Here is a 15,892-nt window from a genome sequence, read left to right on the forward strand (position 1 = left end):
GCGCACGCGGCCGGCTTTGAGCAGCGCCGCCAGGCCGGTCTCGCCGTTGCCCGCGTTGTTGTTGACGACGGTGAGGTCCTTGGCGCCCTGCTCGAGCAGGCACTGGATCAGTTCGTCAGGAACACCGGCAGTCCCGAACCCACCGATGAGGACTGTGGAACCGTCGGAAACATGGCCCAGCGCGTCGACCAGCTTGGGCGCAATCTTGTTGATCATGAAATTCTCTTGCGATTGAAAAGGAAATTCCCCAGGCCGGCGGCGCGTCGGTACGCGAAGCCACCGGCCGTGGGACGCACGGACTCAGAACGCGTGCCGGATCCCGAAGTCGTAGCCCACCGCCGAGCGCGGCTCCAATCCGCCAGTGGTGGTGAAGCTGGCCTGGCGCACGATGGTCGGGATGCTCAACACGAGCGGAGTGACGCCCATCACCGCGGGGTTGTTATGACCGTCCCGGATGCCGATGCGGGTGACGCTCGCATACAGCGCGGTGCGCTTGGACAAGTTGTGGACGTACCCCAGCGCCAGCTTGTTGACTGCGGCGCCGCTGTCGGGAAGCCCATTGCCGTTCTGGAACTTGACCCGCGCGAAGGAACCACGGATCGTGCCAGCGCCGACCGGCACGTTCACCCCGAACATCCAACCGTCGTATCGGTCCGTGCGCCTGGGCACGGTGGGAAAAGCGCCGCCTTGCACGTCGCGCACGCGGGACCAGTCACCGAATGCCTTGAGCACCCCGAAGTCATAGGACGCACCGGCGTTCAACGTCTTGATCTTTTCGTCCCCATGAATGCCGCTGTCGAGCGTGCTCTGACCGTAGGCCAGCGCCACGTCGGCCGGACCGCTGGCCCATCCCACCCGAGCGCCCGCATATTGCCCTCGCCTCGGCGTGCCGCCGGGTGTGTCGCTGCGATTCAGGTTTTCAGGGAAAGCGTACTGCGCCTGCCCATAGACACCGCTGGCCAGCGGCGGCAAGAAATAGCTGATCGCATTGCTGGTCCTCACGTAGCTGTCGGTCCCGGCAGAAAGCGCACCGTTGAGCAACCCGCCCGTCGCAAGCGCTCTCGAAGCGGCCAGGTTGTTGTTGACGACCGCGATGAGATTGGTACCCACGCCGTTGACACCAAACGGGTCGAACACCGCATCGTTCCAAAACGAAGCGGTGTAGTCGCGTCCCAAGCGAAGCTCGCCGAAGCCTCCCGACAGGCTGAGCGTGGAACGCCGACCGAAGTCGGCGACACCGCTGGCACCGCTGTCGTTGGCCACAGGCGCTTCCAGCCAGAACCCGGCGGCCAGTCCTCCGCCCAGGTCTTCCGTCCCGCGAAATCCGATTCTGCTGGAGCTGTTGCCGGAGGACGAGAGCACTGTCTGCCTCTGGCTCGAATCGCGAGCCGGCACAGGACCCCACGCGCTGCTCTTGGTGCTGTAGCGACTGATCCCCGCATCGACGACGCCAAAAAGGGTGACAGACGATTGCGCTGCCGCGGTCCCCGCAACCGCGAGCGCCGACAGCACCGGAAGTATTTTCTTCATGTTCTATGTCTCCTCACTCAACCGATTGAAATGCGGCGGCTGCATGTCCACCGCCCCCGAGGCGCGGCAATGGCATGGAACCACCACCGTGCTTCCTGCCCATCTGCGCAAGCATCGAGATGCGAGTCGGGCACGAACCGAGGTGCGCGAGCGTCGCGGCAAGCGCGAGGTCGCAGGGTGCGGGCCTCTCGTCGGCCACGCACGAGGCACGCCGCGCCGCTACTGCGGCCGGCTCAACAGATGGTTCTGATGGGCCTCGCGCAGCAGGTTTTTCTGCATTTTTCCGGTAGCGCCCAAAGGTATGGCCTCGACGAAGATGACGTCATCCGGCGTCCACCACTTGGCGATCTTTCCCTCATAGAAGCCGAGCAACGCTTCGCGGGTCAATGATTGCCCTGGCTTCTTCACGACCACCAGCAGCGGCCGCTCATCCCACTTCGGGTGGCGCGCGGCGATGCACGCAGCCATGCTCACACCCGGGTGGGCCATCGCGATGTTCTCGAGGTCGATCGAGCCGATCCACTCACCGCCGGACTTGATCACGTCCTTGCTGCGGTCGGTGATCTGCATGTAGCCCTCGGCGTCGATGGTCGCGACGTCTCCGGTGGGAAACCAGCCGTCGACCAAGGGGCTCCCGCCCGCACCCTTGAAATAGTTCGTGATGATCCACGGTCCGCGCACCATGAGCTCCCCTGCGGCCTTGCCGTCACGCGGCAGTTCCTCACCGTCATCGCCGGTCACTTTGATGTCGACGCCGAACGGTGGCCGGCCCTGTGTCGAGAGCACGGCGTAGCGCTCCTCCCGATCCAGATCCCGATGACTCGACTTCAAAGTGCAAACCGTGCCGAGGGGACTCATTTCGGTCATGCCCCACGCATGGATCACCTGCACGGCGTATCGCTCGTCGAAAGTACGCAGCATGGCGCTCGGGCATGCGGACCCACCGATCACGGTGCGAGTCATCGTGCTGAACCTGCCCTGCACGGACTCCACATGTGCCAGCAACCCCTGCCACACCGTCGGCACGCCGGCGGCCATCGTGACGCACTCGCTCTCGATGAGTTCGTACAGCGACCGGCCGTCGAGATTCGGGCCGGGAAACACCAGCTTGGCGCCGACCATCGCTGCGATGTATGGCAGGCCCCAGGCGTTGACATGAAACATCGGAACGACCGGAAGAATTGCGTCGCGTGCCGAGCAGTTCAAACTGTCCGGCAATGCACCGGCATACGCGTGCAGCAGGGTCGACCGGTGGCTGTAGAGCACGCCTTTGGGATTGCCGGTCGTGCCGGACGTGTAGCACAGCGACGAAGCGCTCTCCTCGTCCAGGCGCGGCCAGTCGTACCGATCGTCATGGGCCTCGATCAAGTCCTCATAGCAAAGCAGGCCCGGGACATCTGCAGACTGCGGCATGTGTGCCCGGTCCGTCATCGCCACGAAGTGGCGCACCGTCTTCAGTCGCGACGCGACTGCCTCGACCAACGGCAGGAACGTGAGGTCGAAGAACAGGACCTGACCCTCTGCATCGTCAGCGATCCACGCGACCTGGTCGGGGTGCAACCTCGGATTGAGTGTGTGCAGGATGGCTCCGGTCCCGGAGACCGCAAAGTACAGCTCCATGTGCCGATAGCCATTCCACGCCAGCGTACTGGCGACTTGTCCGGGCCCGACGCCCAGGGCGGCGAGGGCCTTGGCCATGCGGCGCGAACGCGAGGCCATCTCCCCATAGGAGCAGCGATGGATGTCACCTTCGACTCTGCGTGAGACAACGCTTTGTTCGCCGTGGTGGCGCTCCGCGTGGATCAGCAGAGAAGAGATCAGCAGCGGCTGCTGCATCATTTGTCCGTTCATGATTGTCCTGATTGCCTTCTGGTTTTTCTCGTCGGCGCAGTGCGACCCTGCGACATGACCCTTGTCCGCAACTTCGAGGAAGAGGCCTTCGTCGTCACGTCTCACCGGAATGACCGAGACGCGAAGCCCCGGGTTGCCCGGCATGGCGCCGTCCCGCACGTCGAAGCGAAGCCCGTGCGCGGGGCACTGGATCACGTGACCCGCGAGACGCCCGGTGCACAGTGCCGCGCCCGCATGAGGACATTCGTCCTCGATGGCATGCAGTTGCCCTTCGATGTTGAAGACGACGAAGCTGCGCCCCTCGTGAAACAGCACCTCGCGCTGGCCTGTCGTCGGAACCTTTGGCGGCGGCAGCCGCAGCGATGTCACGTCGAGCCCTTAGTCGAATTTGATTCCGAAGTCCTTGACGATGGCGGCGTTTCGCTCGTAGTCGTCCTTGACCATCCGGGCCATCTGGGCTTGGGTCGCATCTCCGCCCGGCTCGAAGCCTTGGGTGGTCAAGCGCTCCTTCACCTTGGCCGTCGCGGTCGCCCTCACCGTGGCTGCGCGGATCTTTTCCGAGATGTCCTCGGGAACGCTGGCCGACACCACAACGCCGACCCAGTTGTCGAACGCCAGCTCTGGATAGCCCAGTTCCGCCAGCGTGGGCACATCCGGCAGGAACGATGAACGCGACTTGGACGTCACGCCATAGGCCCTGAGTTTTCCAGACGCCAGCAGTGGCTTCGAGGTTGGAATGCCGTCGAACATGATCGGAATCTGGCCTCCCATGACCTGCGCAAGCGCGGGCGGGGAACCGGGGAACGGCACGTGCTGCATGTCCAGTCCGGCTTTCCGGTTGAGCATCATTCCAGCGAAATGCGAAACCGTGCCGGTGCTGTACGAGGCAAACGAAACCGTTCCGGGATTCGCCTTCACATAGGTGACGAGCGACTTCATGTCCTTGGCCGGCACGCCGGGCCATCCCACCAGGACAAGGCCCGTTCGCGCCACGACCGCGAGAGGACGGATGTCCTTGATCGGATCGAAGTTCACCTTGATGACGATCGGGGTCTCCGTCAGCAGATTGCTCGCGGTGACCATGACTGTGTTGCCGTCGGGTGCTGCCGATCTCATGGTTTGCACCGCGACCACGCCACCTGCGCCCGGCTTGTTCTCGACGATGACAGGCTGCCCGATCTCGTGCGACAGCTCGTCGGAAAGGATTCGTGCCACGACATCCATGGTGCCCCCGGCCGGCGCGGGAACGATCATCCTCAGCGGCTTGTCGCCCCATGCGTTGGCCACGCCGGGCGCTGCGGCAAACGTGGTTGCGCACAGCAGGCTTGCCAGCGCACGAACTCGAAACGATTGAAATGCCACGGCTGTCTCCGGTTGTTATGTCTGTACGTGCAAATCGATGAAGCTGCCAGACGACTCGTCGCAAGCAGCCCTTGGGGAGCGTCAGGGAACCAGGACGGTCGCACCAGTCGTCGAGCGGGACTCCAGGGCACGATGCGCCTCGGCGGCATCGCCCAGTGCATAGATCTGCCTGGGCTCGCTGACGATCTTCCCCGCCTTGACCAGGTCGAAGACCTCACCGGCCATCTCGAGCATGTGCGCTCGCGGATGGATGTAGTGCACCATCGCCGGTCGTGTCACGAAGAGCGAGCCCTTCAAGGCCAGCTCCAGCGTGTTGATCACCACGGGCCCCGAAGAGGTTCCGTTGCTCACGAGCATGCCGCGCGGCCGCAAGCATTCGAGCGACGCAGTGAGCGTGTCCTTGCCCACGGAGTCGTAGACCACGGGCACGCCCTTGCCGTCGGTGATCTCGTTGACGCGCTCGACGATGTTTTCGCGCGAGGTCACGATCACGTGCTCGCAGCCGCTGAGCTTGGCAATCTCGGCCTTCTCGTCGGTGCTGACGGTGCCAATCATGTGGACACCCATGGCCCGTGCCCACTGGCAAGCGATGAGGCCCACGCCTCCTGCCGCGGCGTGGTACAGGATCGTCTCGCCGCCTTTCAACGGATAGACCTGGCGGAACAAGTACTGCGCAGTCAGTCCCTTCATCATCAGCGTGGCAGCGCTGCGCTCCGAGATCTCATCGGGCAACGGGATCAACACCGCGGCCGGGACCAGCCGGACATCGGAATATGCACCCAGCGGGCCCATCATGTAGCCGACCCGCTGGCCGACCCGGACATCGGTCACATCGGGTCCGACGGCCTCGACCACGCCGACAGCATCCGAGCCGAGACCGCTGGGCAGCTTCGTCGGATAAAACCCGGTCCGGTGATACACATCGATGAAGTTCACCGCGATGAAGGTGTGACGGATTCGAACCTCACCGGCCTGCGGCTCGCCGACATCGGCGCTCTCGAGTTGCAAGACTTCGGGGCCGCCGATTGCGTGAAGGCGGATGGCTTTGGGCATGGGAATGACTCTGGTGGTGTGAGTGAAAGGCAGCAGCAGGCTCAGGCGTGCTGCAGGAAGCCCTTTTGTCCGGCCTTGCGGTTGGGCGCGAAGCCGTTCTTGGCCAAGGTCTCTTCGGCGTCCTTGTAGAAGGTGCCGATCTTGTAGATCCGGCGCGCTTCCTTGCCATTGGCGACTGGGCGACCACATTCCCTGGCGATGCGTACCAGTTGTTCGACCTGTTCCACGCTGCTCATCCTGCGTGAGCGATCAGGCCACCAGATCGTGTCTTCGATGCCGCAACGCACATGCTGGCCCAGCGCAATCGCCATCATGTTGAGTGGCAGCACGTTGTTCATCTGGGCTTCGAATGTCAGCACGGCACCGTCGGGTGTCGCCTTCAGGAAGTTCGTCATGTTGTAGGGCGTCATCGCGTCGGCACCACCGCCGATCGGAATCCACGTCATGACCAGCGGCACGTTGCAGACGCCGCGGCGCATCATTCGCTCCACCGTTTCCAGTGAGTTGATATTGCCCAGCTGGAATTGAATCTGGATGCCGTTGTTCGTGAGGCGCCGGACATGCTCCTCGACCCAGAACGGCCCGGCTGGCGTGGTCATTTCTCTGTAGGCATGACGCTTCACCGGGTCTGCGAACGAGGTGCCCGCCACGTCGGCATCCGAGATCGCTTCGATGATGTTGAACTGGTTCGAGTTGATGGCCAGCGTGACTTGATCCGGCTTTGGCGTCAGCTCCGCCAGCATGTGCCGCGTGTCGTCGGAGAGCCATTTGGCAATCTCGCCTTCCGCTTCAGGAGCGAAGGAGATCGAACCGCCGACTTGAATGATCATGTCGGGCACGGCCTCGCGCACACCGGCGATCAGCTCGTTGAACTTCGACAGGCGCTTCGAGCCCTTGCCGTCGAGCTCGCGCACATGCAGGTGGAGCACCGTGGCGCCGGCGTTGTAGCAGTCGACGGCTTTCTGGACATGCGACTCCATGGTGACCGGGATGTCTTCGGGGAAGTCGCTGACCTCGAACTGCGGGCCATAGGGCGCGACCGTGATGACGAGCTTTTCCTGGTTCTCGGGATACAGAGACCCATCGATGAAGTTCATGTCTACTCCTGTTGACTGTGTGTGGGGAGGTGATTCAGAAGGTCGCGTCGCCGACGATTCCTGCGCGTTCCATCTTTCGGTGGCAGGGGGCGTAGTCCATGACCGCGTAGTGCTGCGTGGACCGGTTGTCCCACATGGCCACGTCGTTGGCCCGCCAGCGCCAGCGCACCTGGTACTCAGGGATGGCCGCTTGAGAGATCAGGTACTGCAGCAGGTCGGAGCCGCCGCGAGTGAAGTCCTGGCCAACACGAACATTGCCGGCCGTATGGAAATTCGAAAAGTGCGTCGTGAAGGTATTCACGAACAGCACCTTCTCGTTGGTCTCGGGATGGGTACGCACAACCGGGTGTTCCGCATCCGGGTAGCGCGCCTTCAACGCGAGGCGTTCCACCGTCGGCATCGCCGCACCGAAAGTCGCCTCGATGCTGTGACGTGCGCGCAGTTCGGAGATCGTCGCCTTGATGACCTCGGGCAAGCGCGCATAGGCCTCCACCATGTTCGCCCACATGGTGTCACCACCGACCGGTGGGCACTCCACGCAACGCAGCACGCACCCGAACGGTGGTTTTTCGCGCCAGGTGGCGTCGGTATGCCAGGAGTTTTCATAGCGCTCCTTGCGTGACTCCGGTGTCTTGTAGATGCGGACCAGGCCCGGGTGATCAGGATCGCTGCTCGCCACGGGATGGTCCTCGAGCTCACCGAAGTGACGCGCAAAGGCGGTGTGCTCAGCGCGCGTGATGTCCTGGTCGCGAAAGAACAGGACGCGATGTCTGAGGAGGAGTTCCCGGATTTCCTGGCACAGCGCCGGGTCGCGTGACGCCGTACCCAGATCAACGCCGCGCAGTTCGGCGCCGATCGTGCAAGTCAGCGGACGGACCTCGATGGAGGCACTCCGCGTGGACGATTCCGTCTTCATTTTTTTGTCTCCGTGATACTTCGATCGGGTTGTGCAGTCAACCGAGCAGCGCTCAAGTGGATTCCGATGAAACGAAGAATAGAAACTCGCTTCCCCCCCGTCTGCCCCCCACGAAGAGGGGGGCGACAGTCAGGTGGAGCGATGGCGCGCCGTCGACAGGTCAGTCACCGGGCGTCAGCAGTCCGAGCACACGGGCGCGCAGGACGACATGTTTGCGGGAGCTCGCATTCAGCTTGGTGAAGAGGTTCTTCACGTGCCATTTGATGGTTTCCTCACCCACCTGCATCGCGACGCCGATCTCCTTGTTCGACAGATTGCGCTCCAGCAGGTCCAGAACTTCGCGTTCCTTGGGGGTCAACGCGGTGCTTCCAGGGGTGCGTCGCCCTGTGACAACAGACGACGTATCGGGAAGCGCGATGGCGGCGTGGCCCATCGCGCCCGGGAGGTCTTCGGGGGAAGGCGACGGAGTCGACAGCTCGCGAGCCCACTCGCCCAGTTCAGGATGAGCGTCCTCGAAGATCCGCAGCAAGCCATGGGATGCGGCCAGGTCGATGGCTTCCCGCATCGCGTTGTCGCCCGTGCCGGTGCTGCGGTACCGTGCAAGAGACCGTAGAGCGATGACCTCCAGATGCACTCGGCCCATCCGCAGCGCGCGGGCGGCGCCCTCGGCTTGCTCCAGGTGTTCCAGCACGCGTTCCCAGTCGCGCGCAGCGACGGCTGCATAGGCCCAGGCCAGCGCGCGCGCAGGCGCGACCATGCGGTGCCACAACGGGCCGTGGCGTTGCATCGCCTCATCGAGCTCAGCGTCGATACGCACGCAGAGGTCCGCGCAGGTCTGAGCTCGGTACCGCCTCGCGTGCAGCCGAACCTGATCGCAAAGGCTCAGGATTCGAATCCGCTCAAGGCCCCGGGCCGATCCTGCCGCACCCATCGCCTCCAACAGTCCCAGTGCGCGCTGTTCGGTTCCGCGGGCGAGCTCGATGCTTGCGAGGGTCCGGTACGCCAGCAGAAGGCACGACGGCAATGCGGTCTGTTCGATGACATCGAGCCTGTTCGCGAGGAGGTTGATGGCCTCCACCGGAGCGTCGCGCTCCCACAGTACGGCTGCCAACAGCGCCGCCACCTGACACACGAACGGGTTGCGGCGCGCAAGCTCCGACTCTGCTCGACGTTGGATGCCGCGAAGCATGCGTTCCGCCGGCTGCATCTGAATTTCCCATACATGGGTCATCGCAATGTGGAACTCTCCCCATAGTTCGAGGTAACTGGGCAAGGCGTCCGCTGCCTGACGCGACATCCTTTGTTGCCGAAGTCGCGCAAGCGCGGGGTCTCCTTCGAGCAGCGTGCAGTACGCAGTGCGGTTCGCAAAGATCTGGCGGAGCAAGGGATCGCGCAACGGCGGGTCTTCCGGCCATGGCGCATGCAAACCTGCGGCCCGGTCGGGGTCGTCGGCAAACAGGGCGCCACCACTCAGGATCAGCGCACACTCGCAGCGAACCGCTTCGTCAACATCCGGACGCGCCAATACTCGCGCCACGAGCTGACCGGCGTCGACGTCGCGTTGACTCAAGGCCATCGCCCAGGCAGCGGCCAGGAGAAGACGTGGACGCGATTCCAATGCGGCCGGTGGCAACATGGCCAGCCATTCCGTCACGACCCCCAGTCGGCCACGCGTCATGATCGTCGTGATGAATTCGTAGAGGCTTGTTTCGGCGAGGTCGCACGCCTGCTCGTACTGGCCTGCTTCGAGCGCATGCCACGCTGCAGGTTCGACATGGCCGTGCGCGATGAGCCATTGCGCCGCGCGTTCGTGCAATGCCTTGCGCTGGTCTGCCGGCAGCCGCGCGAATTGCAACTGCAAGGCATCGCGAGCCAGGGAGTGCATGCGCAGCCACTCCCGTTTCTCACCGGCGATGAGGATGGGCGTGTCCACGCTCATCCGCTCCAGGCGCTCCCGTGCGTCATCGACCTCGCCGACCACGCAGCAAAGCTGCGGATGCAACGGATCGAGGATGGAGATCCGGGTCAGGAATTCGAGGTCTGCGGGCGCCAGGTTGGCCAACAGGCGGCTGACCAGATGCTCGCGAAGTCGGCCTCCCTGTTTGGACAAGGCGTCTAGCTCGGCATCCGGATCGGATACGTCGCTCACCAGAGCCACCGCCAGTTGCAACCCGAGTGGCCAACCCTCCGTCAGCTCGTGCAGGCGTGCTGCGGTGTCGCTCGACACTGCCGTGCCAAGTCGGGTACGAACCAGTTCAAGCGTCTCCTCGAAGCGGAACCGCAAGGCGTCCGCACCGACCGCGAGGCACTTTCCGTAGTCCATCAGGTCATCAAGATCGAGCTGGCAATCTGCGCGTGCCGCGATCACGATCCGGGTGTTCACAGGTGTGTTGCGCAGGAGATAGATCAACGCTTCGCGGGAGGAGACTGGCAATCGGTCCACTTCATCGACGATAAGCACGATGTTCCAGGCGGCATGCGCGAGCTCGGCCAGGAAGAGTGTCATGGCCTCGGTCCCGCCGGGAGCCCCCGCTTCGAGCAGCTCGGCCCCAAAGTCCGGACGGCCCGCGGCCACGCGCACGGACAGCGCCAAACTCTGCGCCAGGCGCCGTGGATCGTCGGCTTCATGCGCTGAGACCCACGCCACCACGACGCCCAAAGCCAGGTACTCGCGCCGCCACTGCGAGAGAAGCGAGGTTTTTCCGAACCCGGCAGGAGCCTGGACCGCGAACGACACATGGTCACGCAGGGCTCCTGCACTGGACAGCAGTCTCGGGCGCGAGATCAGTTGGCGGCTCACGCGTGGCGGCGTCACCTTGAGAAGCAACTCTTGAAAGCCGCTCGCGCTGTCATTCCCCTTCAGCTCGGCCTTGCCGGCTGCTTCATCGGGGATCGGCTCCTTCGCGTTTTTCTGCGGTGTCATCTCGATGCCTCGCTGTTCTTTCGGATTGGCTCCGCAGCACGCTGCGCCTGCCACTGCGTCGTAGTGCAGCCGAAGCGGCCGCAAAACCAGCGCGCGAATGCGCTGGCGGAACTGAAGCCCACCTGCGTCGCCATCTCGGCCAGGGAACGGTGCTTCGATTCGACCAAACGTATGGCGAGGCCCGAGCGCACGCCGTCGTAGATCGCCGAATAGGTCTCGCCTTCACGAAGCAGCTTTCGGTGCACGGTACGACGATCCATGCCCAGGTGCTGCGCAACGTTGTCGATCGAACAGGTACCGGACGGAAGCATGGACAAGACGAGCCTGCGAACAGCCTCGGCAAACGACAGGTGCGCGTTCTCCAGCAAGGAGTCCAGATGCGCCTGTACCTCCGACGCCATGAGGGGATCGTAGGCGGCCAGTGGCGCCTCGAGGTCCACCGCGCGGCACACGATCCCATCGAACTCCTGGTCGAACAGAACCGGCATGCCGAACACGTGCGCGTGCCGGGTGGGCCCTTTGGGGGCGGAATGAGAAAAGCAGATGCTGCGCGGCTTCCAGGCATCGCCGAGAGATCGCTTCAGCAACCGGAAGACGCCGCCGACAACCAACTCGATGGATTGCCGTTGTGCCATGGACCCCTCGATCAAAAGGCTCTCGCGGATCACCAGCAGCTCGTCGACTTCCTCGATGACCATGACGACCGTCTCGCTTTGGAGGCGCAGATACCGGATCATGGATTCGAGAGCCTTGCGCAGCGTGGGAGCGCCCTGAATCGCAAACCCCAATGGCCCGAGATCCGTCAACTGCCGCGTCTCCGCCATGCGCAGCCCGAAATCCTCGATGCCCGCGCTCTTGGCGGACGCAGTCAAGAGGCTGCGAAGTGCATCCGCCGGAATCATCGTCGTCGGATCGAGCAATGCCGCCCGGCGAATGCCTGCCTTGTTCAAGTGCTTGTGGGGGTCGATGCCCAGCTCGTGCGCGACACGCACGTAGTTCGTGAGGGCCGTCGAGCGTACGAAGTACGTCATGCGCGTTTTCCCTGAATGTCCCGAAATGGAAATCGTATGACCCCAAATGTACATCGTCATGACACACACCCGCCCACACTCTGCGCTGTGTCGCCGTCATGCCGGATCCATCCTGATTCGTGTCGTGCCGTCGGATTTCATGTCACCGCCACGAGGAAAAAGATGCAATACATCGACGACTCCCTGCTTCCCGAGAACCAACAACCGCTGGTCATTCAGGTCGCCCCTTACGGTCCGCAGTTTCTGCCGCGAGATTCGGACGACATCCCCGTCACCATGGACGCGCAGGTGCAAAAGGCTGTGGACTGCTACAACGCCGGCGCCACTGTGCTGCATGTGCACGTGCGGGAAGCCGATGGCAAGGGAAGCAAGCGCCTTTCGATGTTCAACGAGATGCTGGCTCGCCTGCGCGAAGCCGTGCCGAAGATGATCCTGCAGGTCGGCGGATCGATCTCGTTCGCACCCGAAGGCGAAGGCAAGGCCGCCAAGTGGCTGTCGGACGACACGCGCCACATGCTTGCCGATCTCGACCCCAAGCCGGATCAGGTCACGATCGTGGTCAACAGCGCCACCATGAACATCACCGAGCTGCATCCGAAAGAAGAGTTCGCAGGCACGTCCATCGCCGAGCCCGCCTTCTATGACGCCTACCGCAACATGTCCTACGAGGCGGGTCCATTGTTCGTCGAGGAGCATCTCAAGCGCTTGCAGGAGGCCGGCATCCAGCCTCACTTCATGGTTGGCCAGATCGGCAAGCTCGAATCCATCGAGCGGCTGATCCGCCGCGGAATCTACAAAGGTCCGCTGCTCGTGAACTGGGTTCAGCTCGGCGGTGGCTCCGAAGGCCCCAATCCGCGCAACCTGCTGGAGATGGTCAATCGCTTGCCGGAGAACGCCGTGTTCACGGTGGAGTCTTTCATGCGCTACGTCCACCCCTTGACCACGATGGCGATCGCCATGGGGTTCCATGCGCGCTGCGGCATCGAGGACACGCTGTGGGGTGCCAAGGGCGAACACCTTTCGTCGGTCAAGCAGGTCGAGCGTCTGGTCGGCATGTCGCGCAGCCTCTATCGCGAAGTCGCGACGGCCGACGAAGCACGTCGCATCTATCGGATCGGCGAGCAGTACAAGACCGTCGACGAGACACTGCAAAAAGTCGGCTACCTGCCGAACCGCAAAGAGAACGAGCGCGGCCAACCCAGCTGGAATGTGGTCTGAGCAGATGCCCGCATCGCCCCTCGTCCATCGCCCATCGCGGCGATGGGCGAAGAGTGCGGCACTTCCCAGCGTGTTCGCTGCAACCAAGATCATGAAAATCAAAGGAGACACGATGTTCAAGTTCCTTCGAGGCGCCTCACATGTGCGGTCTGCGGCGCTCGGCGCCGCATTGCTCGCGATGACCGCATGCGCGAATGCCTGGACGACCAAGCCGGTCAGAGTAGTGGTGCCCGCTGTCGCAGGCGGAACGATGGATGTGGTCGCTCGAGCCCTGGCCGATCAGCTCGCTCGTGACGTGGGTGTTCCGTTCATCGTGGACAACAAGCGCGGGGCCGGTGGCAACGTGGCCGTTGGCTCACTGCTGGGGGCGCCGGCCGATGGGCAGACCATCATGATCGCCATCGACAACATCCTCACCGAGATCCCGCACGTCATCAAACCCAACTTCTCTGTCTTCAAGGACATCAAGCCGGTTGCGGCATTCGCCAGGAGCAGTCTGGTTCTCGTGGCGAACACGGGCTTGCCCGCCAAGGACCTCAACGGGTTGATCGCGTACCTGCGCACCCATCCGCAGCAAAACACCTTTGCCTCCTACGCGGTCGGGTCCGCCTCGCACTACGCGGGTCTCATGATCGGAGCCCGCGCAGGCATCAATCTGCAGCATGTGCCGTTCCTCGGGTCGCCGCCGGCCTTGGTGCAAATCATGGGGGGGCAGACGCCCTTCATGTTCGACGGCATTGCGACCTCGCTGCCGTTGATTCGTGGCGGAAAGCTCAACGCGCTTGCAGTCATCTCGCCGACGCGGCTGCCGGCGCTCCCGGATGTGCCGACCATGGCCGAACTTGGGTACCCCGAGATCAGCTTCAGCAATCTGGCGGTCGTGATCACGCCGGCTGGTGTTCCCCCTGAAGTCGTGGCGAAGATCCGGGCGGCGGTGCAGAAAGCGGCGGCCGCTGCCCCGGTGCAAAAGCGGCTGGCGGATTTCGGGCTCGAGCCGGTGCAGCCACAGTCGATCGAGGCCTTGGAGAAGATCGAGAAGGACGGCTTCGAGCGGATCGACAAGATCATCAAGGAATTCAAGGTTGACCTCAACTAAGCGAACGATCCCTGTGAAGCCGGCGTTTCTCATCGTTCCAGGCTTGCGCGACTTCGTCCCCGAGCATTGGCAGACGTTCCTGGCTGCGCAGTTGCCGAATGCCATCACCATGCCCCCACTGGACAAGGACAGGATGAAGTGCGGCGCGCAGGTCGCCGCGCTCGATGCGGTCATCACACGGATCGAAGGCCCTGTCATCGTCATTGCGCACAGCGCTGGCGTGATGACCACCGTGCAATGGGCCAAGCGCTACAACCGTGCGATCCACGGGGCGCTGCTCGCGACGCCGCCGGATTTCGAAACACCGATGCCCGATGGACATTCCTCGATGGACGTTCTCGAGAAGAATGGTTGGCTGCCCGTGCCAAAGGCAACGCTGCCATTTCGGAGCATCGTCGCGGCAAGCCGCAGCGACCCGCTTGCAACCTTTGATCGGGTCGCCGATCTGGCTTCCAGATGGGGAAGCAGTCTGGTCGATCTTGGCAAAGTGGGTCACCTCAACCCCGCATCAGGATATGGGCCTTGGCCCGACGCCGTCGATTTGGTTGCCGAACTGATTTGTTCTTGATGCCAGGCTCCTCCTGCCAGAGGCCTCAGGTGGCGCTGCCGGACACCTTGCACCACTGCGAAGGTATGCGGCTCGTCGCCCCGCCTTGACGATTCGATGACCCAGGGGCCTGGAGGCAAGACTTTGGCCAATGCCGGCCGGCGAACAGGAAGCCGCGATGCAGCCCCTTGAATGAGTGACTGCTTTCGGGGGCAGCCAGTGTCGGCCATGGGGCGCATAGCGGCCTCCTGCTACACCCAGCACGCCGCAGATCCACTCGCCATCGGTGAACGCGCAGCCGGCCCACTCGACCGACGACAGCGCGAATGCCAAAACCGATTGCTCCTCGGCCCCGCGCAGATACCAGTAAGGCTGCGCAGCCAGAGCGCTTGCAACGGGAGGCCGGACAAAACCGGCACGCACCCTTGCCTCAGTTCAGCGTCCCGCAGCCAAAGCCACGGCATCCGCACCCGCCGGAATGCGAAGCGGGCACGAAGGGTCCGTCGCCGCCCGCCACACGGCTTGCGCCACGTCCAACGCATGCGTGACCGGGGAAGACGAATCCCCCATCGAAGCAAAGACGCCGTTGGCGAAGTCGGCATAGGCCTCGGGAATGCCGCCTGCCATGCGCGGCCGCGCGTTCTGGCTGAACGGCGTCTCGGGCGAGCGCCCCGGCAGGACCAGGTTCACCCGGATGTTGAACGGCGCGAGTTCGAGGGCGAGCGATTCGGTGAAGGCGTTGACCGCTGCCTTGCTGGCCGTGTAGACCGACAGCAGGGGCAGCGGCTTCAGCGTGGTGCTCGACGAGACATTGACGATGACACCCGACCGGCGTTGCCTGAACTGAGGCAGCACCGCCTGCGTGGTCATGAAGGTGCCGAAAGTGTTGGCCTCGAAGACCTCGCGGGCGAGCGCCATGGAAGCACCTTCGACCACGCCCATGATGCCGACGCCTGCGTTGTTGACGAGCACGTCGATCGGCCCCGCGGCCTCGACGGCCTGGCGGATGCCTTGCGGATCGGTCACATCCAGGGGCAGCACGCGCAGGTGCTCGGAGCGCGGCAGAAGGTCTTCGCGCGGCGTGCGCATGGTGGCGATGACGCGCCAATCGCGCGCCAGAAAATACCGGGCGGTTTCAAGTCCGAAGCCCGAAGAGCAGCCGGTGATCAGAACGGTTTGCATGGAGAAATTCCTGGGAAGTGGTTGCAGTACCGAAACGATAAGGTGCAAACTCCGGACTTTCTACCTTCAAAAGTCCGCATTCATTG

The 15,892-nt window shown here is 63.4% G+C and carries 13 protein-coding genes; 3 read left to right on the forward strand and 10 right to left on the reverse strand.

What is annotated here, in order from left to right:
• The 9 genes from BM013_RS27645 to BM013_RS27685 all read right to left on the reverse strand — a co-directional run.
• The coding region (locus BM013_RS27645) for a CoA-transferase (RefSeq protein ID WP_305728019.1) at positions 1-216 on the reverse strand (216 nt) is incomplete at its 3' end.
• A gap of 84 nt (positions 217-300) precedes the next feature.
• Positions 301-1,530, reverse strand: coding sequence for a porin (locus BM013_RS27650; protein ID WP_093131058.1), 1,230 nt, complete (start codon positions 1,528-1,530; stop codon positions 301-303).
• A 219-nt stretch (positions 1,531-1,749) separates the two neighbouring features.
• Positions 1,750-3,750 carry a 3-(methylthio)propionyl-CoA ligase gene (locus BM013_RS27655; protein ID WP_093131060.1) on the reverse strand — a complete coding sequence of 667 codons (2,001 nt, stop codon included), beginning with the start codon at positions 3,748-3,750 and terminating at the stop codon, positions 1,750-1,752.
• 9 nt (positions 3,751-3,759) lie between these two features.
• Complete coding sequence (locus BM013_RS27660; protein ID WP_256221716.1) at positions 3,760-4,743, reverse strand: Bug family tripartite tricarboxylate transporter substrate binding protein; 984 nt, start codon at positions 4,741-4,743, stop codon at positions 3,760-3,762.
• Between the two features lie 81 nt (positions 4,744-4,824).
• Positions 4,825-5,796, reverse strand: coding sequence for a quinone oxidoreductase family protein (locus BM013_RS27665; protein ID WP_093131064.1), 972 nt, complete (start codon positions 5,794-5,796; stop codon positions 4,825-4,827).
• Between the two features lie 41 nt (positions 5,797-5,837).
• Positions 5,838-6,893 carry a beta-keto acid cleavage family enzyme gene (locus tag BM013_RS27670; RefSeq protein WP_093131066.1) on the reverse strand — a complete coding sequence of 352 codons (1,056 nt, stop codon included), beginning with the start codon at positions 6,891-6,893 and terminating at the stop codon, positions 5,838-5,840.
• Positions 6,894-6,927: 34 nt separating this feature from the next.
• Positions 6,928-7,809, reverse strand: coding sequence for a TauD/TfdA dioxygenase family protein (locus tag BM013_RS27675; protein ID WP_371281003.1), 882 nt, complete (start codon positions 7,807-7,809; stop codon positions 6,928-6,930).
• A gap of 160 nt (positions 7,810-7,969) precedes the next feature.
• On the reverse strand, positions 7,970-10,732 hold the full coding sequence (locus BM013_RS27680) for a LuxR C-terminal-related transcriptional regulator (protein WP_093131068.1): 2,763 nt from the start codon (positions 10,730-10,732) through the stop codon (positions 7,970-7,972).
• Positions 10,729-11,763 (reverse strand): AraC family transcriptional regulator, encoded by a 1,035-nt coding sequence (locus tag BM013_RS27685; protein ID WP_093131070.1) that lies wholly within the window; start codon positions 11,761-11,763, stop codon positions 10,729-10,731. The genes BM013_RS27680 and BM013_RS27685 overlap by 4 nt, the downstream gene beginning before the upstream one ends.
• Before the next feature lie 162 nt (positions 11,764-11,925).
• Between BM013_RS27685 and BM013_RS27690 the strand changes: the two genes are divergently transcribed.
• From BM013_RS27690 to BM013_RS27700, 3 genes are all read left to right on the forward strand, one after another.
• Complete coding sequence (locus BM013_RS27690) at positions 11,926-12,981, forward strand: beta-keto acid cleavage family enzyme (protein WP_093131072.1); 1,056 nt, start codon at positions 11,926-11,928, stop codon at positions 12,979-12,981.
• 112 nt (positions 12,982-13,093) lie between these two features.
• Positions 13,094-14,077: a tripartite tricarboxylate transporter substrate binding protein gene (locus tag BM013_RS27695; protein ID WP_256220253.1), complete on the forward strand. Its 984-nt coding sequence runs from the start codon at positions 13,094-13,096 to the stop codon at positions 14,075-14,077.
• Positions 14,064-14,645 (forward strand): RBBP9/YdeN family alpha/beta hydrolase, encoded by a 582-nt coding sequence (locus tag BM013_RS27700; protein ID WP_093131074.1) that lies wholly within the window; start codon positions 14,064-14,066, stop codon positions 14,643-14,645. The genes BM013_RS27695 and BM013_RS27700 overlap by 14 nt, the downstream gene beginning before the upstream one ends.
• Before the next feature lie 414 nt (positions 14,646-15,059).
• On the opposite strand, the gene BM013_RS27705 is transcribed toward BM013_RS27700, so the two are convergent.
• Complete coding sequence (locus BM013_RS27705; RefSeq protein WP_093131076.1) at positions 15,060-15,806, reverse strand: SDR family oxidoreductase; 747 nt, start codon at positions 15,804-15,806, stop codon at positions 15,060-15,062.
• Positions 15,807-15,892 lie beyond the last annotated feature (86 nt).

It is taken from the genome of Variovorax sp. OK605 (genome assembly GCF_900115445.1).
Lineage (GTDB): Bacteria > Pseudomonadota > Gammaproteobacteria > Burkholderiales > Burkholderiaceae_C > Variovorax.